The 22,553-nt window shown below is 48.6% G+C and carries 20 protein-coding genes; 19 read left to right on the top strand and 1 reads right to left on the bottom strand.

Translation table 11 applies throughout. The features are described from left to right. Positions 1-36 precede the first annotated feature (36 nt). Positions 37-2,046: a penicillin-binding transpeptidase domain-containing protein gene (locus FQV30_RS12065; RefSeq protein WP_146500409.1), complete on the top strand. Its 2,010-nt coding sequence runs from the start codon at positions 37-39 to the stop codon at positions 2,044-2,046. Positions 2,047-2,284: 238 nt separating this feature from the next. Further along, on the top strand, positions 2,285-3,112 hold the full coding sequence (locus tag FQV30_RS12060; protein WP_146500408.1) for an undecaprenyl-diphosphate phosphatase: 828 nt from the start codon (positions 2,285-2,287) through the stop codon (positions 3,110-3,112). A gap of 209 nt (positions 3,113-3,321) precedes the next feature. Here the strand turns inward: FQV30_RS12060 and FQV30_RS12050 are convergent, their stop codons facing one another. After that, on the bottom strand, positions 3,322-4,041 hold the full coding sequence (locus tag FQV30_RS12050; RefSeq protein ID WP_146500406.1) for an NAD-dependent deacylase: 720 nt from the start codon (positions 4,039-4,041) through the stop codon (positions 3,322-3,324). Between the two features lie 145 nt (positions 4,042-4,186). On the opposite strand from FQV30_RS12050, the gene FQV30_RS12045 reads away from it, so the two are divergent. From FQV30_RS12045 to FQV30_RS11965, 17 genes are all read left to right on the top strand, one after another. Next, positions 4,187-5,146, top strand: a complete 960-nt coding sequence (locus tag FQV30_RS12045; RefSeq protein ID WP_146500405.1) for an aldo/keto reductase — start codon at positions 4,187-4,189, stop codon at positions 5,144-5,146. Positions 5,147-5,215: 69 nt separating this feature from the next. Next, positions 5,216-6,094: an ROK family protein gene (locus FQV30_RS12040; protein ID WP_146500404.1), complete on the top strand. Its 879-nt coding sequence runs from the start codon at positions 5,216-5,218 to the stop codon at positions 6,092-6,094. Positions 6,095-6,195: 101 nt separating this feature from the next. After that, positions 6,196-7,812: a glycoside hydrolase family 13 protein gene (locus FQV30_RS12035; protein ID WP_146500403.1), complete on the top strand. Its 1,617-nt coding sequence runs from the start codon at positions 6,196-6,198 to the stop codon at positions 7,810-7,812. Positions 7,813-7,961: 149 nt separating this feature from the next. Continuing rightward, the gene (locus FQV30_RS12030) at positions 7,962-8,777 is read left to right on the top strand and encodes an SDR family NAD(P)-dependent oxidoreductase (RefSeq protein ID WP_146500402.1); all 816 of its coding nucleotides are present in this window, start codon (positions 7,962-7,964) and stop codon (positions 8,775-8,777) included. Between the two features lie 11 nt (positions 8,778-8,788). Continuing rightward, positions 8,789-9,835: a ketopantoate reductase family protein gene (locus FQV30_RS12025; protein WP_146500401.1), complete on the top strand. Its 1,047-nt coding sequence runs from the start codon at positions 8,789-8,791 to the stop codon at positions 9,833-9,835. A gap of 20 nt (positions 9,836-9,855) precedes the next feature. Continuing rightward, positions 9,856-10,506: a GntR family transcriptional regulator gene (locus tag FQV30_RS12020; protein WP_146500400.1), complete on the top strand. Its 651-nt coding sequence runs from the start codon at positions 9,856-9,858 to the stop codon at positions 10,504-10,506. Positions 10,507-10,525: 19 nt separating this feature from the next. Continuing rightward, positions 10,526-11,542 carry an ABC transporter ATP-binding protein gene (locus FQV30_RS12015; protein WP_146500399.1) on the top strand — a complete coding sequence of 339 codons (1,017 nt, stop codon included), beginning with the start codon at positions 10,526-10,528 and terminating at the stop codon, positions 11,540-11,542. Further along, the gene (locus FQV30_RS12010) at positions 11,496-12,452 is read left to right on the top strand and encodes an ABC transporter ATP-binding protein (protein ID WP_146500398.1); all 957 of its coding nucleotides are present in this window, start codon (positions 11,496-11,498) and stop codon (positions 12,450-12,452) included. Before FQV30_RS12015 ends, FQV30_RS12010 begins: the two co-directional genes overlap by 47 nt. A gap of 26 nt (positions 12,453-12,478) precedes the next feature. After that, positions 12,479-13,492, top strand: a complete 1,014-nt coding sequence (locus tag FQV30_RS12005) for an ABC transporter permease (RefSeq protein ID WP_146500397.1) — start codon at positions 12,479-12,481, stop codon at positions 13,490-13,492. Positions 13,493-13,496: 4 nt separating this feature from the next. Beyond that, positions 13,497-14,324 carry a nickel transporter permease gene (nikC, locus tag FQV30_RS12000; protein ID WP_370512395.1) on the top strand — a complete coding sequence of 276 codons (828 nt, stop codon included), beginning with the start codon at positions 13,497-13,499 and terminating at the stop codon, positions 14,322-14,324. Positions 14,325-14,413: 89 nt separating this feature from the next. After that, positions 14,414-16,039, top strand: coding sequence for an ABC transporter substrate-binding protein (locus FQV30_RS11995; protein ID WP_146500395.1), 1,626 nt, complete (start codon positions 14,414-14,416; stop codon positions 16,037-16,039). Positions 16,040-16,135: 96 nt separating this feature from the next. After that, entirely contained in the window at positions 16,136-17,086 is a 951-nt protein-coding gene (locus FQV30_RS11990; protein ID WP_186725641.1) for a M14 family metallopeptidase, read from the top strand. Between the two features lie 4 nt (positions 17,087-17,090). Continuing rightward, positions 17,091-18,476, top strand: a complete 1,386-nt coding sequence (locus FQV30_RS11985; protein WP_186725640.1) for an amidase — start codon at positions 17,091-17,093, stop codon at positions 18,474-18,476. Positions 18,477-18,503: 27 nt separating this feature from the next. Continuing rightward, entirely contained in the window at positions 18,504-19,256 is a 753-nt protein-coding gene (locus tag FQV30_RS11980) for a creatininase family protein (RefSeq protein ID WP_146500392.1), read from the top strand. Beyond that, positions 19,234-20,502 (top strand): hypothetical protein, encoded by a 1,269-nt coding sequence (locus FQV30_RS11975; RefSeq protein WP_146500391.1) that lies wholly within the window; start codon positions 19,234-19,236, stop codon positions 20,500-20,502. The genes FQV30_RS11980 and FQV30_RS11975 overlap by 23 nt, the downstream gene beginning before the upstream one ends. Positions 20,503-20,538: 36 nt before the next feature. After that, the gene (locus FQV30_RS11970; RefSeq protein ID WP_146500390.1) at positions 20,539-20,970 is read left to right on the top strand and encodes a VOC family protein; all 432 of its coding nucleotides are present in this window, start codon (positions 20,539-20,541) and stop codon (positions 20,968-20,970) included. Positions 20,971-21,231: 261 nt separating this feature from the next. Beyond that, positions 21,232-22,503 carry a S8 family peptidase gene (locus tag FQV30_RS11965; RefSeq protein WP_146500389.1) on the top strand — a complete coding sequence of 424 codons (1,272 nt, stop codon included), beginning with the start codon at positions 21,232-21,234 and terminating at the stop codon, positions 22,501-22,503. Positions 22,504-22,553: the final 50 nt, after the last annotated feature.

The following is a 22,553-nucleotide window of genomic DNA, read 5'->3' as shown; positions in this document are numbered from 1 at the left end:
ACTGGTAAAATAAAGGAAGGAAACGGAGGTTATCCAATGAACAAACGATTGCTCGGGATCATTTCCCTGTTATGTCTTTTTCTTCTCGGCGCTTGCCAGCAGCAAGCGACTCCTGAGGACCGGCTGAAAGAATACATAGGCCAGTGGAATGAAGGGAATTTCGCTGAAATGTACAGCGCTTATTTGAACCAAGGAACAAAAGAGGCGTATAGCACAGAAGATTTTGTTGAACGGCAAGAGAAATTGCAGGAAGATCTGGGCATTAAGGATGTGGAGGTCACCTACACAAAACCAGCGGAAGATACAGAATGGGATCCGGAAAATCCGGCCGACTTCCCGGTTCAAGTGAAAATGGAGACGCTGGCCGGGCCTGTAGAATTCGAGAAGACGCTTACTTTGCTTCACGAGACGCAGGAAGAGGAGGAAAACTGGTATGTCGAATGGGATCCGTCATTCATCTTCCCACAGCTTGAGGCAGGAGACAATATCCGGATTTCCCGTTCAGAAGCGGCACGCGGGGAAATTATAGACCGCAACAATAACAAAATTGCCGCAAATGGCAGCGGCTTCGACATTGGCATTGTCCCGAAACTGTTTACGGACGAGTCGAAAAAAGAAGAGCTTGCCGATCTGCTTGGTGTAACGGCCGACTTTATCGACAAACAATTAGAACAAAGCTGGGTGCAGCCGGATTATTTTGTGCCAATTGCCAAAGCTGCGAAAACTGAAGAAGAGCTATTGAAGAAAGCCGATGAAATCCCGGGAGTCACCCATCAAGGAACCGACATGCGGGAATATCCATACGGAGCAGCTTTATCCCATTTGTCCGGCTATATTGGCGCTATTACGGCAGAACAACTGGAAGAGCGGAAAGCTGACGGCTATACCGCAAATGACCTTATCGGCCGCCAAGGCCTTGAAGCGCTGCTTGAAGATCGTTTGCGCGGAACGGGGGGCGTGAAAATTTATATCGAAAAAGCCACGGAAGGCGCAGAACCGATCACGGTAGCTGAACAGCCGGCAGTTGACGGTGAGACGGTGAAACTGACCATCGACGCGGAGCTGCAAAAATCGGCATACAAGGCAATGGAAGGAGAGCCGGGAACAAGTGCAGCTGTGGATCCGAATACCGGTGAAACACTCGCGCTTGTCAGCTCTCCGGGATTTGATCCGAACGAGTTCATGCTCGGCATTAGCGGCGACCGCTATAAAGAACTTGAGGAAGATCCGCGAAACCCGATGTTCAACCGCTTCACGGCAGGATATGCACCTGGCTCGACGATCAAGCCGATCACTGCAGCGATCGGTATGGAAGCCGGTACATTAGATCCTTCCGAAGGCTTGGAAATCAACGGGGAAACTTGGCAAAAAGACAAGTCGTGGGGCGATTACCGTGTCACCCGCCTTCATCCTGAAGCGCCGAATCCTATTGATCTGAACAAAGCGCTCGTTTATTCGGACAATATTTATTTTGCCCGCCAAGCGCTCGAAATGGGCAAAGAAACCTTCACTGACGGATTGAAAAAATTCGGCTTTGGCGAGGAAATGGAATTTGCCTACGGCATGAAAATGCCGCAGATTTCGAATGAAGGCACAATCGGTTCAGAAGGGCAGTTGGCAGATACGTCGTTTGGCCAAGGGCAGATGCTGACGAATATTTTGCATCTTGCTTCGCTGTACGAGCCATTGATAACGGATGGCACGATGTACAAGCCGACTCTGTTTTTGGATGAGGAAGACCAGCAAGTCTGGAAAGAAGGTTTGGTGAGTGCAGAAAATGCAGGAATTCTTCGGAAAGGCATGCGCAATGTAGTAGTGGATGGCTATGCCCAATCAGCCAATCTGAAAGATGTCCCGTTAGCCGGGAAGACCGGTACAGCGGAACTGAAGGCCAGCAAAGATGAGGAAGGCGCACAAAACGGCTTTTTTGTCGCTTATGATTCCGAAAATCCCGATTTTATCATGGCAATGATGATCGAAGGCGTCGAAGACAACGGCGGCAGTGATTACGTGGCAGGATTTGTCGCAAAAGTCTTCAAAGAATAAACTGGGAAAAGCCGTTTCTTTCACCGGAAACGGCTTTTTTATGTGAATTTCAAAAATGGCGCATCCTGAACGCCAGCTCTGGCGTCTTTTAAAAAGGTGCATCAGAAGCAGGCATAAGCAAGCAAAGATTTTCTCTAAAAAAATGTCGGCAGCCTTATAAATGGCTCCTATTTATGTAATAATGAGGACTAGCGGCAACGAAAAATCCGCTTCCGCAGAAAGAGGGATAAGAAGGCATATGGAATTATTCGATTTATTAAAAGCATTGATTTTAGGGCTTGTAGAAGGAATGACCGAGTTTGCGCCCGTATCTTCGACCGGACATTTGATCATTGTCGATGACATGTGGCTGAAATCACAGGAGTTTCTGGGGAAATATCCGGCGAACACATTTAAGATTGTCATCCAATTAGGCTCGATTTTAGCGGTTGTCGTCGTGTTTTGGAAACGCCTTTTCAGCCTAGTCGGCTTGTATAAAATAGATGGGCAGAAGCAGAGCGGCCGCTTCAACTTGCTGCATGTCATCGTCGGCATGCTGCCGGCAGTTGTTCTTGGATTTGCCTTCAAAGATTTCATCGATGACCATTTGTTTGGTGTCGAAACCGTCATCTATGCACTTGTGGTCGGGGCGGTCCTTATGATCATCGCCGATAAATTCGGCCCAAAAAATCCAACTGTAAATTCGTTGGATGAAATCTCATACCGGCAGGCGTTTACGGTCGGCTTGGTCCAGTGCTTGTCCTTATGGCCGGGATTCTCGCGCTCCGGCGCAACCATTTCGGGAGGCGTCCTGTTCGGATTGAATCACCGTACTGCTGCAGACTTCACGTTCATCATGGCGGTTCCGATCATGTTCGGTGCCAGCCTGGTGTCAGTTATGAAAAACTTGGACCAGATGTCGATGGACTATCTATCGTTTTACGTGGTCGGATTCATCAGCGCATTCGTCTTCGCTTTGATTTCGATCCGCTTTTTCCTGACATTGATTTCACGCATCAAGCTTATGCCATTTGCGATTTACCGAATTGTATTGGCAGCAGTGCTGGCCGTTATTGTCTTTATGTAAAATGAAAAAAGGATGTTTCCTTGTCTGCTGTCTGGCAGCGTGCAGGGAGGCATCCTCTTTTTTGTTTGCTGAAAAGCGGTGATGAGGGAGTGTTGATATTTTCTTCATGAAGTTTCAAGGTTTCTATATGAACCTTGAAATTTATATCCCGACAAACAAAACTCCATACATGAAGTTCCCCTTCTCTTACGTGGATGAGCCAATTCATCCTATTGTTTCAAAAACCTGTCCCACTCTTCCAGCACGTCCCCGATATTGCGGTCATGCACCACTTCGTCGGCATATCCGTCAAGCTGTGTCGGCTCCCGGTTTACGATTACGACCCGTGAGCCGTTTTCTTTTGCAATAAGCGGGAATTGATTGGCCGGCGAGACGCTGAGAGAAGAACCGAGGACAATGAACAAATCTGCCCGGCTTGCTTCTTGCAGCGCCAATTCGAACGGTTTCTCCGGCAGCATTTCCCCGAACAGCACAATCGAAGGGCGCAAGACGCCGCCGCAGACAACGCAATGGCTGGTGCCTTCCAAATACTCATCGCTGCTGTAGGTCCTGCTGCATTCCTGGCAATAGACGCTTTGCAGTGTGCCGTGCAGTTCAGCGACTTGGCTGCTGCCTGCCAACTGATGAAAACCGTCGACGTTCTGTGTAATGATCGATTTTACCGGTCCCCGTTTTTCCCATTCGGCCAATAAGTAATGCCCTTTATGCGGACCGTATTCACGCAAGCCCACCATCCGGCTCCGGTAGAACTCAGTGAATTCTTCCGGATTGTGATAAAGCGACCCGATGCTGGCGATTTTAGCGAGGTTTTTCTGTTCCCACAATCCTTGGTTCGCTGAGCGGAAATCGGGCAATCCGCTTTCCGTCGACATGCCGGCACCTGTAAACACCACCGTATAAGACGAATCCTTCAACCACTCTTTGATCATGTGCCAACCTCCTAGAACAATATGGAATACCTATACCCGATTCAAAGAACTTTAACGGCTTGGAAGAATAAAGGAGTTCCATCTGAAACAGCGAATTAATCTAAAGGAATCTTTTATGAACAAAGTTTACGGAGGAGGCAACTGGATGAACTATAAGAATTTAGGGAAAACCGGCCTGCGGGTTTCAAATCTAAGTCTTGGAACGATGGCGTTCGGCCGCTGGATCGATGAAAAGTCGTCTGTGGAAATATTGGACGCTGCCCTTGACGCCGGCATTAACCTGATCGATACAGCAAACTTTTACGGCAAAGGCCAAGACGAATCATTCAAATACGGAACGGGCGAGTCAGAAGAAATTATCGGCCGCAATTTGAAAAGACGGAGGAACAAAGTCGTCCTGGCGACAAAAGTAGGGTTGCCGATGGGGCAAGACACAAATGATTTCGGTTTGTCCCGTTTCCATATCATGCGGGAATTGGAAAGTTCGCTGAAAAGGCTTCAAACCGATTATATTGACTTGTACCAAGTACACCGGTTCGACAACGAAACCCCGCTGGAGGAAACCTTGGCGGCATTGAACGATTTGGTCAAGCAAGGGAAAGTCCGCTATATCGGCTGCTCGAATTATGCGGCTTGGCAAATGGCCAAAGCGAATGGCATCAGCGATTTGCTGGGCTTGGAATCTTTCGTCTCATCCCAGTCCCAATACAATTTGCTGTCCCGCGAACTGGAAAATGAAGTGGTGCCGTTCTGCTTGTTCGAGTCGATGGGACTCTTGGTGTACAGTCCGATGGCGCGCGGCATGCTGTCTGGGAAATACAAGTCCCGCCACGAGCTGCCGGAAGACAGCCGGGCGGCAAAAGGCGAGCAGCTGATCCAAAACTATTTCACAGACGAAAACTTCGAACGGGTGGAAAGATACAAAGGAATGGCTGAAGAATATGGAGTGAATTTATCGCAATTCTCGCTTTCCTGGATCCTCAACCAGCCGGCGGTAACGTCTGCAATTGTCGGTGCAAGCAAGCTTCATCATGTAACGGATGCGGTGCAAATCAGCGATTGGGAATGGACTGAAAATTTGCAAAAGCAAGCAGCATCTATATAAGGTATATTGTTATTAGAACCAAAACAGAAAGCAAACTATCAAAACGTCAACAGTGAAAAGAGGGTATTCATGGTTAAAGTATTAGGGGTGGACATTGGAGGAACGAAAGTACGGATGAGCGTAGTGGACAATGCGGGGAACATTTCGCTGGACGAAAAATTGCCGACGCAGTTTCCGCTTTATCCGTATTTGGAGGAACAGGTCTTGCGTTTTCTTGCGCTTGATCCTGAAATTGAAGCGATCGGCATCGGGACTCATGGCTTTGTCGATCCGACTCAAGGGAAAGTCATTTATGCCACTGAAACATTGCCCGGCTGGACCGGCACTCTTGTCAAAGAACAACTGGAACGCGCGACGGGCAAGCGCGTCGAAGTCGAAAACGACGCCAATGCCGCAGCACTCGCGGAAGCGAAGTTTGGAGCAGCAAAAGGCTTTGGCCGAACGGTTTGTCTGACACTTGGAACGGGGCTTGGCGGCGGCATTATTTGGGATGGTAAATTGCTGAGCGGAGGCAAACACGGGGGGGCAGGGGAAGTCGGCCATATGATTCTGCATCCGAACGGCGTGCTTTGCTCTTGTGGGCGTGAAGGCTGTTCCGAACAATACGTTTCCGGAACTGCGCTCGTGCGCCGAATCAAAGAAGCCGGTTTGCCCATCACACCGCAGGAACTTTTCATCCAGGCGAAAACCGATCCAGCAGCACAAAGTGTGGTGGATGGTTTTACAAAAGATCTGGCGCTTGTCATCAGCTCATTGCAGGCGGCATTCGATATGGATATTGTAGTCATCGGCGGAGGCGTATCGGAATCGGCGGAACTTTGGTGGGACCGCCTCATCGGGCATTTAGAACCGTTGCTGCTGAATCCGCTGGACATCAAAGTCGCGCAATTTGAAAACGAGGCAGGAATTCTTGGAGCCGCTTTATTAGTGCTGGAAGACATAAAATAGAAGGTCGAAGAAAAATAAAAGCTGGCAACAAGATCGGGCGATTGCGACTTCTGGAATAATCCTGGGATGATCATGCCGGCGTCTGAAAGAAGGGATCAACCATGAAAAGAGTTTGGTGGAAAGAAGCGGTCGTCTATCAAGTTTATCCCCGCAGCTTCAATGATTCGAACGGCGACGGAATCGGTGATATTAATGGCGTAACAGAGAAACTCGATTATTTGAAAGAGCTCGGCATCGATGTGATATGGCTTTGTCCGGTCTACAAATCGCCGAATGCCGATAACGGATATGATATCAGCGACTATCAGGACATCATGGAAGAAATGGGGACGATGGAGGATTTTGACCGCCTTCTTCACGAAGTGCATGCGCGCGGCATGAAGCTGATCATTGATTTGGTCATCAACCATACAAGCGATGAGCACCCATGGTTTATCGAATCCCGCTCCTCGCGCGACAACGAAAAACGTGACTGGTATATTTGGCGCGACAAGCCGACGAATTGGGAAAGCATTTTTGGCGGCCCGGCGTGGACCCATGATGAAAAAACCGGACAATACTATCTGCATTTATTCGCCCAGAAACAGCCGGACTTGAACTGGGAAAATCCAGTGGTCCGGCAGGCCTTATACCAAATGATCCGCTGGTGGCTCGACAAAGGCATCGATGGGTTCCGGGTGGATGTTATCAGCTATATCAAGAAAGACTTTTCGGATATGCCCAATCCGCTCAACGCGCCTTATGTACAAGCTTTTGAGAAGATGAAAAATGTCGAAGGCATCCACGAATTTCTAACGGAACTGCGCGATGAGACGTTTTCAAAATACGATATCATGACAGTCGGGGAAGCGGATGGCGTGTTTGTGGAGGATGCGTACGAATGGATTAGCGAAGAACGCGGCAAAATCAATATGATGTTCCATTTTGAAAATTGGCTGGCATGGGATACCGAAGCCGAGACGGATTTGGATGTCGACGAAGTCAAAGCCATTATGACCCGCTGGCAAAAAGGGATGGAAGGGATCGGCTGGAACGCTTTATACTTGGAGAACCACGATCAGCCGCGCATCGTCTCGACATGGGGGAATGATGGGGACTATTGGCGGGAAAGCGCCACAGCTATCGGCTGCATGTATTTTTTGATGCAGGGGACGCCGTATATTTACCAAGGCCAGGAGATCGGCATGACCAATGCGCCTTTTCACGACATCGAACTCTACAACGATGTGCGGACAAAAACGCTGTACCACTACAAACTGAAAGAAGGCGTGCCGCATGACACCATCATGCGGATCATCAAAAAAACGAGCCGTGACCATTCCCGGACGCCGATGCAGTGGGACAGCAGCCCTTACGCCAGCTTTTCAACAGCAGAACCATGGCTCAGCCTCAATCCGAACTACACATGGCTGAACGTCGAAGCGCAGAAAAAAGATCCGCTGTCCATACTGTCTTTCTACCGGCGAATGATCGCTTTGCGCAAAGAATGGCAAGTGCTCGTGTATGGCTCCTATGAGCTCGTCGACACCGGCTGCCCGACTGTCTATGCCTACATGCGTCAAGACGAACACGATAAATTTTTGGTTGTCGCCAATCTGAAAGAGGAGCACTGCATATGGCAGGCGCAAAAAGATGCAGTGCTGATGCTCGGAAACTATGAAATGATCAACGAAACGGAAATCCAGCCTTTTGAAGCGAGGGTCTATCGCCTTCTTTGATAAAAACGGCAAGCCATTCAACGGCTTGCCGTTTTTATTTGTTTCAACAACTACGAGAATACTGAATTTATTTAATATTCAAAAAACATATTGCTTTTCAAAAAAAACGCACATATAATAAGAAAAAATTGCGAAATGGGGATGTTGTTTTGGGACAAAGTGTTAACAGTTTACAGTTAACTTTTGAAGAAAAGACAGCGATCGTAACAGGAGCAGCCCACGGCATTGGAAGGGCTATTTGCAAAGAGTTTGCAATCCGAGGAGCAAAAGTGGCAGCAATCGATATATTGAGCGAACCGCTCGCACAATCAAAAAAGGAAGTGGAACAAGCTATCGAAGCTGCTGGGGCAGACGGAAAAATACATGCCTATCAATGCGATGCAACCGATTCGGAAGAAGTTGGCCGATTGCTTGGCCGAGTGGCGGCCGATTTCGGGCAGATCGATATTCTGGTCAATGCCGCAGGCGGTGTGGCCGGGCAAGTGCATCAGCCGATTGAAGAAGTCACAGACGATGACTGGGCAAAGGTTATCGATATAAATTTGACTTCTGCTTTTTACATGGTGCGGGCGGTTGCTCCATATATGAAAAAGAACCGCTATGGAAGAATCGTCAATATTTCCAGCGGTGCGGGAAGAAGCAGCAGCTTGACCGGCATCCAAGCCTATACGAGCGCCAAAGCTGGGCAAATCGGTTTTACGAGACAGATGGCGCGTGAACTTGGGCCGTTTGGCATCACGGTCAACAATGTGGCTCCGGGTTTTGTGTTATCCAATCCTTCTACCCAAAAACAATGGGACGCCATGACAAGAGATGCGCAAGCGAACCTGATAGAGGCGATCTCGGTTAAACGGTTAGGGTCGCCGGAAGATATTGCCTATCCGGTGCTGTTCTTCGCATCTGACTTTGCTCAGTATGTGAGCGGCCAAGTAATTTCCGCAGATGGCGGACTACAACTTTTTTAGGGGGCGGCACTATGGCAATCACAATTATCGGATCCGGAGCCATCGGCGGAGTTTTGGGAGCATACTTGGTCCGTGCGGGCGAAGAAGTGGCTTTCTGCGACATTGCCGCAGATCATGTCGAAAAAATAAATGAGGCCGGCTTGACAATTGAAGGGCCTGAAGAAACGTTCACCATCCATGGAAAAGCTTATACGCCCCAACAATTAGTGGAAAGAAACGAGCCTCTTGGCATTGTTTTCCTTTGTGTGAAAGCCCATCATACCGAAGCTGCGTTAAAACCGTTTATCCCTTTATTGGCCAACGATGCCCAAGTGGTTTCGCTGCAGAATGGCTTGTGTGAACGCCAAATTTCAAAAATGATTGGCGCCGAACGGACCATTGGCTGTTTTGTCAACTTTTCAGCTGACTATTTGGAACCTGGGCGCATCCTTTACGGCGGTGTGGCTTCTTTATATCTCGGGGAGCTGGATGGGACGGTTTCCAATCGCGTCCTTCGGTTGAAAGAGATTTTGAAAAGCTGGGGGCCGGCAGAAGTCACCGGAAATATTTGGGGATATTTATGGGGGAAACTGTCTTATGCGGGTCTTCTCTATGCGACCGCTTTGGTCGACGAAACAATGGCCGCTGTCGTCAGGAAAAAAGATTTGCGCGGCATGTTAATGGAATTGTGTTCGGAAATTCTGGAGACGGCAGCTAAAGAAGGAGTCTCGCCGCTCGGTTTTGACGATTGGGATCCCGCTCTCGTTTATCCAAGAGCGCTGCGAAATGAAGAAAAACTGGCTGTCCAGCTTGATAAGTTGGCCGAAAGGATGGCTTCCAATAAGAAGACGAAAAGCGGCATATGGCGGGATTTGGCTGTGCGGAAAAGAAAAACAGAAGTGGATGCCCAATTGGTGCCGATTCTGGAAATTGCCGAAAGCCATGAGGTTGCAGCGCCATTGCTCAACGCCTTGATAAAAGCCATCAAAGAGATTGAAACAGGCGAACGGCAAATGAGCTGGAACAACTTATATGAACTAAAGGCGATCTATGAATCGCTGCCTGAAAAAGCAAGCTGAAGGGGGAGGGGAAGGATGGGATGATTCTCGATCAACGGACACTGTCAGACGATGTTGCGAAAATAATAAGGAAAATGATTTTGAACGGGGAATTGCTTGCGGGAGAGCGCATCAATCAAGCCAGGCTGGCAGAAAAGCTCCAAATTTCCAGAGGGCCGGTGCGGGAAGCGTTGAAGCTTCTCCAAAATGAGGGATTGATCAAGCATGAAACGAACAAGGGAACTTTTGTCGCTACGCTGTCCCAACAGGACGCTTTTGAAATCTATACACTCCGCGCTTTGCTGGAAGGAGAGGCGGCACAGTTGGCGGTAGAGTATTTAACTGACAAAGACTTTGCCAAACTGGAGCGGTTATTGGAGAAATTCCATCAGGCGATGATGGAACAGGATTTAGAAAAACAAGCCCAATGTGACATCCTGTTTCATGGAACCATTGTCAGTGCTTCAAAGCATAACCGGTTGATCAACATCCATAAACATATGGACACCCAAGTAGGGGCCATGTTTCTGACAATCGCCAACCAAGTGCCTCTCCGTGTGGAACAAGTGGTTCATAACCATAAAGTTCTGCTGGATGCGCTTCGTACGAAAAATCGCCAAATGATCCAGAAAACTTTTTCCGATCACTATACGGCAGCGCTGAAAGACTTGGCCAAAGTAGCCCGATCATAAATCAAAGGGGGTTTTGATAATGCTATTGGATGTAAAAGATCTTTCCTTATCCCTAAAGAAAAACGGGAAATACGCAACGATATTAGATCGGATCTCTTTCCAGGTGGAAAAAGGGGAAACGGTTGGGATTGTCGGCGAATCAGGATGCGGAAAAAGCATGACGGCCCTCTCCCTGATGCGCTTGCTGCCCGAAAAAGCCCGGCTGGACGGAGATATCAACTTGCTGGATGAAAACATAGCCGCCTATTCGAAGCGAAAGCTGGAAAAAATCCGGGGCAACCAAGTATCGATGATTTTCCAGGACCCGTTGACATCGCTCAATCCATTGCAGACTGTCGGAACCCAAATTGAAGAATCGCTGATCCTGCACCGCAATATGACAAAAGAGGAACGGCGGACACGGGTGCTGAAGCTGTTGAAAGACGTCGGCCTTCCTCGCGCTGAAGAACTGGTCAACGAATATCCGCACCAGTTGTCCGGCGGAATGAGGCAGCGGGTCATGATTGCAATTGCGATGGCTTGCGAACCGCAGCTTCTGATTTGCGATGAACCGACAACGGCGCTCGATGTTACAATCCAAGCGCAGATTCTGGAATTGATGGGTGAAATCAAACGGCAGACGCAGATGGGCATCATTATGATCACCCATGATATGGGAGTTGTCGCAGAAGTTTGCGACCGCGTCATTGTTATGTATGCCGGAAAGATAGTTGAAGAAGGACCGGTTCTGGAATTGTTCCAAAACCCAACACACCCTTACACCATCGGACTGCTCGACTCTATACCGAAACTCGGGCAGCGCAAGCAGAAATTGGGATCGATTCCTGGAACAGTTCCCGCTCCCGGGAATATGCCGGCAGGATGCCGCTTTGCAGAAAGGTGCCGCCATACGATGGATATTTGCCGGACGACAGTTCCCCCCATGTTCGATATAAAAGCCGGCCACCAATCGGCTTGCTGGCTTTTTGACGAGAAGGGGGGAGACCAAGATGGCGTTGTTAGAAGTGACGAACTTGAAACAGCACTTCACCATTAAAAAAGGGTTTATGGGTGAGAAAACCATTGTGAAAGCGGTGGACGGCGTCAGCATCACTATCGAGGAAGGGCAGACTTTAGGCATTGTGGGGGAATCCGGATGCGGAAAGTCCAGCCTTGGCCGCTCCATTTTGCGCCTCGCCGAACCGACGGAAGGCAGCATTAAATTCAAAGGCGAAGAAGTAACCGGAATGAATGCGAAACAGATGAAGGAACTTCGCAAAGAAATGCAGATTGTCTTTCAAGATCCATACGCTTCTTTGAATCCGAGAAATACCGTGAGGAAAATTTTAGAAGCTCCTTTGATTATTCATAACATTGGCACCCGCAACGAGCGGAGAGAGAAAGTTGAACTGCTTGTGGAGAAGATCGGCCTGCGAAGGGACCAGCTCAATAATTACCCGCATGAATTTTCCGGTGGGCAGCGGCAGCGGATCGGCATTGCCCGGGCATTGATGCTGGAACCGCGCTTGATCATTGCAGACGAACCGGTTTCCGCTCTGGACGTTTCGGTGCAGTCCCAAGTTTTAAACTTGATGCTGGAACTGCAGCAGGAGATGAATCTGAGCTATATGTTCATCTCCCACGATTTGTCAGTCGTCCAGCATATCTCTGACAAAGTAGCCGTTATGTATCTAGGGAAAGTTGTTGAAATTTCCGATGTGGAGAAAGTCTATGCGGATCCGAAACATCCTTATACCCGAGCGCTTTTATCGGCTTTGCCTGTGCCGGATCCACTGCAGAAAAAAGAGCGGATTATTTTGCAAGGCGATTTGCCAAGCCCATCAAATCCGCCATCCGGCTGCCCTTTCCACACGCGCTGCCCGATGGCGACAAAAGAGTGTGCGGAAATCGTTCCGCCATTGGAAGAAAAAACGCCCGGCCATTTTGCTGCCTGTATCCATACTTAATATTGCCAGGAAGGAAGTGCGATTGAATGCATGCCTTAAGATTTGTCGCTAAACGCTTATTGTTGATGATTCCGATTTTGATCGGCATTAGTATTCTGACCTTTGCAATTTCCAATACCATTCCTGGTGATCCTGCCCGCTTGATCTTGGGACCGAAAGCGACGCCTGAAGGGATAGAAGAACTTCGAGAAGACATGGGCCTGAACGATCCGCTCTATGTCCAATATGGCCGCTACATGGGAGGGATTCTTCAAGGCGACCTCGGGGAAAGCACCTATTCCCAGCGGCCGGTCCTGAATGATTTGCTGAGATATACACCGGCCACTTTCGAATTGACGATGTTTGCAATGATTGTGACATTGTTGGTCGGTATTCCGTTCGGTGTGATCAGCGCGAGCAGGAAGGATAAACTTGCGGATCAATTCACGAGGGTGTTCGCCCTGCTGGGAGTGGCGATGCCGGCTTTCTGGCTAGGGCTGCTGTTCTTGCTTTTCTTCTACTTGAAATTAGGGATACTTCCGGGATCCGGTCGTCTGGACGGGGGCATGGCACCACCCGACTATATTACCGGAATGTATACGGTTGATGCATTATTGACCGGGAATTGGCCGGTGTTCTATGCGGCAGTCATGCATTTGATCTTGCCGGGAATCACGCTTGCCGCGGTGACCATCGGCATGATCACACGGATGACCCGGTCGAGTATGCTGTCGGTATTGAAAAGTGACTATATCCGGACAGCTTATGCAAAAGGGGCGCCGGAAAACCGCGTGTTATATGGCCACGCTTTGCGAAACGGGGTCATGCCGGTCATTACATTGCTCGGGATGGCATTCGGCCATGCGCTCGGCGGCAGCGTCCTGGTAGAATCCGTTTTCTCCTGGCCAGGCCTCGGGCAATACGCGGTCAACGCAATCACGTATTTGGACTTTCCGGCAGTCATGGGGGTAACGCTCCTTATAGCGATAATTTTCATTATGGTCAATTTGATTGTTGATACGCTTTACTTTTTCATCGATCCGCGCTTAAAACACGATTGAGGGGGTGGTTGGCTTGGTCCGTAGAATAACAAGCAGCCCATTAACTTTGCTTGGGCTCATCATTGTACTGATTATTTTAGTAACAGCTGCTTTTGCTCCAGTCATTGCCACCCACAGCCCGACAGAAGTGGACCTGCTCAGCAAATTGGAAGCGCCGAGCGCCGAACATTATTTCGGGACGGACGAAGTCGGCCGCGATATTTTCAGCCGGATTGTCTACGGCACGAGAATTTCGCTGCGCATTGGCTTGCTGGTAGTAGCCATCTCGTTTCCGATCGGCACGATTTTAGGCGCGATTGCCGGCTATATCGGGGGGCGGGTAGATCAGTTCATCATGCGGATTACAGATATCTTTTTATCATTTCCAGGAATCATCTTGGCGATGTCCATTGCGGCGGCTCTTGGACCGTCTATCGAAAATGTCATGCTGGCGCTTGCTGCAACATGGTGGCCTTGGTATACGCGGATTGTCCGGTCGTCTGTCCTCTCGATCAAACATTCGGAATACATTGAAGCGAACCGGGCGCTTGGCGCTAATCCGTTCCGTATTCTCTTTAAGGAAATCGTGCCGAACGCAATGGCGCCAGCCACAATTCAAGCGTCACTCGATTTGGGTTTTGTTATTTTATCGGCAGCCGGACTCAGTTTTATCGGCCTTGGGGCGCAGCCGCCCTCTCCGGAATGGGGAGCGATGCTGTCCAATAGCCGTGAAATATTGCGGGAAGCCTGGTGGGCGGCAACCTTCCCAGGAATGGCGATCCTTTTCACTGTGCTGGGATTCAATTTGCTCGGGGATGGATTGAACGATTTGCTTGATCCGAAACAACGCTGATATTCCGATGAGCCCATTGAAAGGAGGATTGCAGCAGCGGCTCACTTTAAATTTGCCAACCATTCATTCAAAACTAAGGGGGAAGTAGAATGAAAATCAAAGATCGATGGTTCAAACTGATGACATTTTTAATAATGGCGGCTTTTGTGCTGGCAGGATGCCAAAATTACAGCGAAGAAACGGAAGGAACACAGTCTTCAGATACTCAGGCGCCGGCGGCAAACGAAAATTTCGATGATAAAGTGTTCAATTTTGCGACCAATGAAGATATCCCGCAGCTTGATCCGCATGGATCAGCGGCAAACACGGCTTTCCGTGCCATGTACATGCTGTATGACCGGCTGTTTACATTCGAAGGTTCTTCCACAGAACCGCAGCCAATGTTGGCGGAAAGCTATGAAGTATCAGAAGACGGCAAAGAATATACGTTCCACTTGGTGGAAAATGCCACTTTCCACGATGGTTCGCCTGTAACCGCAGAAGCGGTACAGTATTCATTCACTCGCGCTATTGATGTCGGAAAATCTGCAGCTGGTATTTTCAACAAAGTCATCGATGAAAACAGTTTTGAAATTGTCGACGACCATACGATTAAAATCACGTTAAAGCAGCCATTTGCGCCATTTATCAGCACATTGGGTACAGTTTATGCCAGCATTTTGAATCCCAACTTGGAAGAAAACCACGGAGATGATTTGGGCGAGAGTTTCCTTGCTGAAGCAGAGGTGGGTTCAGGCCCATACACGCTTGAAAGCTGGGATCGGGGAGAAAAATTGGTGATGAAAGCCAATCCGGAGTATTGGGGTGGAGCACCTACAATGGAGACGGTAAACATCAATTTTGTTTCTGAAGCTTCTACGGCACGCTTGATGCTTGAAAAAGGAGAAATCGATTTGATCGACAACTCCATGATTTCACCGGAAGTTCTCAGCCAAATGGAAGGGACGGAGGGCGTGGAAATTGTCAAAGCCACCGGCTACCAAATCGATTACATGCCGATGAACATCGAGAGCGGCCCTTTGTCTGATGTAAGGGTCCGCCAAGCAATTGCCCACAGCATCAACTATGATGCCTTGCTTGAAAGTGTTTATCTAGGACAAGCTGAACGCATTGTCGGGGCGGTTCCGAAAGGCATGTTCGGCTTTAATCCGGATGCGAAACTTTACGAATATGATTTGGACAAAGCGAAAGCGCTGTTGGAAGAAGCAGGCCAAGCTGAAGGCCTCACATTAGAAATCGCCATTTCTGAAAATGATGAAGTGCGCAGCAATACGGCGCTGCTCCTGCAATCGGATCTTGAAAAAGTGGGCGTGACATTAGATATCAAAACTTATGCATGGCCGACATTCCTGGATCTTGTAACAAGCGGAAAACATGACTTCGGTTTGGTTTCTTGGACTCCGGATTATCCAGACCCGGACTACAACCTTTGGTACTTTGCCCATTCATCCAGCAAAGGCCCTGGATTCAACTTGGCTTTTTATGAAAACAGCGAAGTGGATCGACTGCTGGAAGAAGCAAGAACCAATACAGACGAAAGCCTGCGCGAAAACAACTATAAGGAAATCCAAAATATCATGGCCGAAGAAGTGCCGTATATTTTCGTTGCCCAACCGAACCTGCAGGCTGCTGCAAGAACTTGGGTGAAAGGCTATGAATTGAATCCGATGAATGTTTGGTACGTGCCGTTCCATAAAATCACAAAAGAACAATAACACCGAGCGGGAGCGGTTGCGTGATGCAGCCGCATCCCCCTTTTTAAGAATAGGCAAGCGGAAGCTCCGTTATAAAGAGATGAAGGGATGATAAGGATGGGAACTGAATGGGAAATCGGATCTTTGTCTGTTGCTCCTGGAGAAAAAAACAAAGACTATTTGACACTCCCGTCAATAGAAGAAAAACTGCCGGCTTTTTTGGTCAATGGTTCTGAGGAGGGTCCGAAAGTACTCGTACTAGGCGGAATCCATGGCTGCGAATATACATCAATCGATGCTGCCCAAAAGGTTGGTGCAGCACTCGATCCTGATCAAGTGAAGGGAAAGGTCATTGTTCTTCCGATCGCCAATCCGGCCTCTTTTTACGCGCGCAGCATTTATGTTCATCCGCGGGACCAAAAAAACTTGAACCGGATGTTTCCGGGAAACCAAAACGGAACAGATGCAGAACGGCTCGCCTATTGGCTGAACGAACTGGTTTTCAAGCAAGTGGACTATATTGTGGATTTGCATGGCGGCGATATGATCGAAGCGCTGGTGCCGTTTTCGATTTATCACGTCACCAAAGACGAAAAAGTACGGGAAGCTTCAAAAGAAATGGCGTCGCTATTTGATATCGAATATGTTATCGGGAGCAGCGGCCAAGTTCCAGGATCTACATATGGCTGCGCAGCAGAACAAGGCATTCCCGCCATTATTGCCGAGGCGGGCCAGCAAGGGATTTTGAGCGAAGAACATTCGGCGCTTCTCCAGGACGGCGTGAAAAATATTTTAGTGTCGCTGGGCGTTCTCGCAGGAGAAGTGAAGAAAAGCGGATCCACTTACATTTCGGTATTTGATTGGTACCGGTCGGATTTCAAAGGCTTATGGTATCCGGCTGTTTCAATCGGCGATACAGTAAAAAAAGGGCAGGTTCTGGGCGAATTGACAAATGAATTCGGCGAGGCGGTCAAACAAATCACTTCTCATACAGAAGGGGTTGTACTTTTTTTGGTCAGCTCACTCGCTATCAATGATAACGATCCGTTGCTTGCAGTGGGAGCGTGAAAATATGGCCTCCGTATTGGACCTATCCCTATTGGAAGCAGCTGCACTTTATCGGCGAAAAGAAGTATCGCCAGTGGAAGTGACGAAACAAACGTATGAACGGCTGCAAAAACTGGAACCCCGGTTGAATGCGTTTATTACATTAATGGAAGAAGCTGCATTAGCAAAAGCCCGCCAAGCGGAAGCAGCCTTCATGCAAAATGGTCAGCTTCACCTCTTGGCAGGAATCCCATACTCGGCGAAAGATCTGTTCTATAAGAAGGATTCATTGACCACATGCGCCTCCAGAATTCTAAAGGACTTTATTCCGGATTATACGGCATCTGCGCTAAGCAAATTAACCAAAAACGGCGCCATCCTGATCGGGAAAAACAATATGCTGGAGTTTGCGTATGGGGTGGTGCATCCCGATTTTGGCCAGACGAACAATCCATGGGACTTGTCTAAAACGTCTGGCGGCTCTTCCAGTGGATCGGTGGCGGCCGTTGCAAGCGGCATTGGGTATTTTTCACTCGGAACTGATACGGGCGGATCGATCCGCATCCCGGCATCCTATTGTGGAACTGTCGGGTTGAAACCGACAAGGGGATTGGTCAGTACCTATGGCGTTTTTCCATTGTCGTGGTCGCTTGATCATGCAGGGCCGATTGCAAGGAGCGCCAAAGATACTGCAGTCGTGCTGGATGCGATTGCCGGTTACGACCCGAAAGACCCCCATTCGGCCTCCGGCAAAATTACAGCTTTTGACCTGGACCGCTTTGGACATTCAAGCCGGAAACGGGTCGGCATACTGCCGGACCATAAATTGACAATGCTCGAACCCGACGTTCAAAAAATTTATGAACATACGTTAAACCTGATGCGGGCACTTGGCTGGGAACTGGTTGAATTCGAAGTCCGGGATTGGGACCGAACTGAAGAAATTGTGCTGAAGGTACTGTTGCCGGAAGCTGCCCATATCCACCGGAAATGGGTTCACAGAAAAGATGACTATGCGGAAATGACGCACCGGCAAATTGAAGCGGGCATGGGGCAAAAAGCGGTCGATTATCTGGCTGGCCTGAGAGATTTGCGGCGCTATACCGATGCCGTCTCAACGCTATTCAAAGAAGTTGACGTTATTTTAACGCCGACTGTCGCCTTTCCGGCTCCTGCTGAAGATCCGGAAATCGGCAGCGAAGAAATGGATGAAATGCTGTTTACCGGACCTTTCAATATTTCCGGACATCCTGCTGTCTCATTGAACATGGGCTTTACCCGTGACGGTTTGCCCGTCGGCATGCAGCTGGCAGGGCCGCATTTCGGCGATATGGAATTGCTGCAAACCGCTTATCAATTGGAACAGACGCAAGCGAAAATATTGCCGCCTATTCTGGTAGGGGCAGAATGAGCAGCGGAAAAGGAGAATGCATTAGGTATGGATATGATGACGATGAATTTGAACCAGTTCAAGGACTTCCAAAAAACAGCAAACACCGTCCTTGTGCCAATTGGGATGATTGAAGCCCACGGACCGCATTGTGCGCTTGGCACCGACGTGCTGATTCCGCGGGAATTTGTCAGGCGCCTGGAGGAAGCGCTGGGCGATAAAATTTTGATGGCGCCGGAAGTGGCTTATGGCCATTCCTGGGGACTCGCCGCTTTTGCCGGAACCATCGATGTGTCTGCGGAAGCTTTTTCCGATTATGTCTTTAGCATTTGCCAAGGATTTCAAAAAAATGGATTCTCCAATATCATTTTGTTCAATGGCCACGGCGGCAATATTTCGAGCCTGGATATTGTCACGGAAAAACTGGCGGATTTGAATGTCCGGACGCTGACCATCAACTGGTACTTGGATTACCGGGAAGATATTAAACAGATTACGCCGGACCCAGGACATGCTGGCGAAGATGAAACTGCTTTAGTGCTCGCCATCGATGAATCATACGCCTATACGGAAGGCGTCGGCAGCCACGAGATTCCGCTTCCGAAGCGTTTCCGTTTCAAAGACGGAGGCAAGACGCTTTATCCGGAAGCTTTTTCCGGAAATGCAGAAGCGGCTACTGCAGAAAAAGGAGAGCAATTATACGACATGATGATGAAGTTGATTGTGGAAGATATTCAAAAGCTGTGGAAACTTGAGCGGACACAAGGGGGAGAAGCGGATGGTATTGCGGTGGACTTCTGAACCGGCCGGAGATGCGATTGTCGATATCGTACTGAGTTTGAACAAGCAGGCGCTGAAACTTCATAAGCAGGAAGTGGCTACAGCAAGCTACAGCCGCATACAGTCATCGTTAATGGATTTGGATCAAATCGCACGGAAAATCGAGGAAGTGGAACGGGAAATCCAGGAGCTTGAAGGACATCCGGGGCGTTACCTGCGGGCAATGGTTAATGCCTACCGTTATTTTGCCCGCAGCCTTCAAGGCGATGCACTCCCTTATTCGGAATATGTCCTTAATATCCAGCAATTGCCTTCAGCGTTGATTGCGGAAGAAACGATGAGGAAGCAAAAACAAGTGGTCGAAGAAGGACTGGCCAATCTCGGATATAAAGGAAATCTGAAAGAAAAAGCGGAACAGTGGCATAAAGAAACGCTGATTCCACCGGATCGGGTTGTTGAAGTGGCGGAATCCATGAGAGAAAAAAGCAAGGAAGGAACCTTGAACCGGATTATTTCATTGCCCGAAGAAGATGGGATCGATTGGATCAAGCCGATCACAGGAGTTTTTTGGAGCGGATATTCAAAGTACACAGGGAATTACCGGGGCAACTTAACCTTCAACATCGACCGTCCATGGACAGAACCGGTGCTTGCCCAAATTATGGCGCATGAAGGATATCCGGGGCATCAGGCATTTTATTGCCGATGGGATTATTTGTTCCAGCAAGGAAAATTGCCGATAGAAGCTTCCTATTACTTGATCAACAGTCCGACAAACGCGCTGTTCGAAGGGGGTCCTGAAAGCGCGTTGCATTTTTTGGGATGGGACCGCGATGAAGAAGAGGCGGAAGGGGTTCCGCTTGAAAAAAAACGGCAATACAAGCTTGCCCGGGACTATATCGACATGCAAAGAATGGCGCAGACAAATGCGTGTTTCTTGTTCAATGATGGCGATATCGACAAAACCGAAGCGATTGAATATATGAAAACAGAAGGCAATCTTAGTGAAGTCGAAGCAGCCAACTGCTTCCGCTTTTTCTCGGATCCGATCCAAAAAACCTATTATCCGTCCTATTATTATGGCCGCTGGATGGTAGGCAAAGGTTATGACGCTATCGCTAAAGAAAAGCGAGCGGCTTTTTTTGCCCAGTTGTACGACACTCCGCATACAACAAATACTTTTATCGACGCAATCAGCCAAATGACGGGAACCGATTTCCGGCCGTTCGACCAAGAAAAAAAAGCGAAAGAAGATTTTGTGTTGTGACGAAACGAGCGGCCTTGCTGATAAGGCGGTGGAAAAATGATTGTCTCGATTCATCCTTATTTAGTGACAGACGGCAATGGGAAAGACGCGGTAAAATTTTACGAAGATGCTTTGGATGCTGAGATAGTGAACATTCAAACTTTCGGAGATATGCAGACCAACTCCGAAGAATCTGTCTCCGATGATGTGAAAGATCGGATCTTGAATGCGCACTTGAAAATAGGCACTTCTGATTTGATGCTGTCGGATTCATTTCCGGGCCAGCCATACCAACTTGGCTCCCAAGTGACACTGGCCTTGACGGTAAGCACGGTCGGCAAATCAAAAGAGGTTTTCGGCAAACTGCAGGAGGGCGGCGAAGTCGGAATGCCGCTGCAAGAAACGTTTTGGAGCCCGTCATATGGCCAAGTGACAGATAAATTTGGAATCAAGTGGCAAGTCACAACCGCACTCGATCAACTGAGTTAAGAAACTGGAACTAGCCGCCCTTTCTTTAGAAAGGGCGGCTTTTCATGTGGAAAACATACAGCAGGTATATAGATGGAAGCTTTATTACCTAATTCATCCAATAGATTAAAAATATAAATAAAATTTTCCCAATTACGCAATGCTTCTCTTTCTGATACCTTTTAGTTGTGGCCCCTTCAACAAAAGATGCAGGGAAAGCGATTTCGGGACGCCGGGCTTTGCTTTTTCGCCAATAACAGAAATGGAAAAGGAGATTGAACGATGAAAAAATCGGGAAAATTTTTAACAACTGCCATTTTGACTGCAACTCTGTTGGTGCCAGGGATGGCTGCCAGTGCAAATGGGGAAGGCACAGCTTCAAAAACACATGGCAATGAAAAATTCCGCGTACTGATCGACACAGACAATCAAAAAGAAAAGAAATCATTGAAAGGTCGCTATGGAGTCAAATGGGATTTTGCAGATGAAGGCTTTACGACTGAAATGAATAGCAGCCAGTTTGACGCCTTGCAGAAAAATAAAAACTTGACTGTCGAAAAAGTGCCTGAATATACAATAGAAGAAACTTCTTCAAAACCGGAAGCGGCATATGCAACAATGGCTGCCTCCCAATCGACGCCATGGGGCATTAAAGCAATCTACAACAACAGCACATTGACCCAAACATCCGGAGGAGCCGGCATCAATGTAGCCGTGCTTGATACTGGAGTCAACGCCAGTCACCCGGATCTGGAGAATAATCTTGAACAGTGCAAAGACTTCACAACGGCATCGAGCATTGTAGACGGTTCTTGCATCGACCGCCAAGGACATGGAACGCACGTGGCTGGAACGGCGTTGGCGGATGGCGGAGCAACCGGCACCGGCGTTTATGGTGTAGCACCGTCTGCTGATTTATGGGCCTATAAAGTTCTTGGTGACGATGGGTCCGGTTATTCTGACGATATCGCAACCGCTATCCGCCACGTTGCTGATCAAGCGACTGCTTTGAATACCAAAGTAGTCATCAATATGTCACTCGGCTCTTCTGCAGAAAGCAGCTTGATAACAAATGCAGTGAATTACGCATATTCAAAAGGCGTGCTGATTATTGCGGCAGCAGGAAATTCAGGGCCTTACCAAGGATCGATTGGCTATCCGGGCGCTTTACAGAATGCTGTAGCAGTAGCCGCTCTTGAAAATGTAATTCAAAACAGCACATACCGCGTCGCTGACTTCTCATCTCGCGGTTACAGCAGAACGGACGGCGATTATATTATCCAAAAAGGTGATGTTGAAATTTCAGCTCCTGGAGCAGCTGTTTACTCAACATGGTATGATGGCGGCTATGCGACCATCAGCGGAACTTCGATGGCTTCGCCGCACGCGGCTGGATTGGCTGCCAAACTATGGGCAACAAATCCGACAGCGTCGAATACCGCGGTTCGCAGTGAATTGCAACGGCGTGCGAAACTCTATGACATCCGTTCAGGGTACGGAGCTGCAACTGGCGACGATTACGCTTCAGGTTTCGGATTCGCCCGTGTTCAATAAGAGCAGGTCCGACAGTTTCGGCATTATGCCGGAACTGTTTTTTTATGGTA

Source organism: Planomicrobium sp. CPCC 101110, assembly GCF_007859395.1.
Lineage (GTDB): Bacteria > Bacillota > Bacilli > Bacillales_A > Planococcaceae > Planococcus.
Note: the sequence above shows the minus strand (reverse complement) of the source record. Positions and strands in the feature narration are given on the sequence as shown.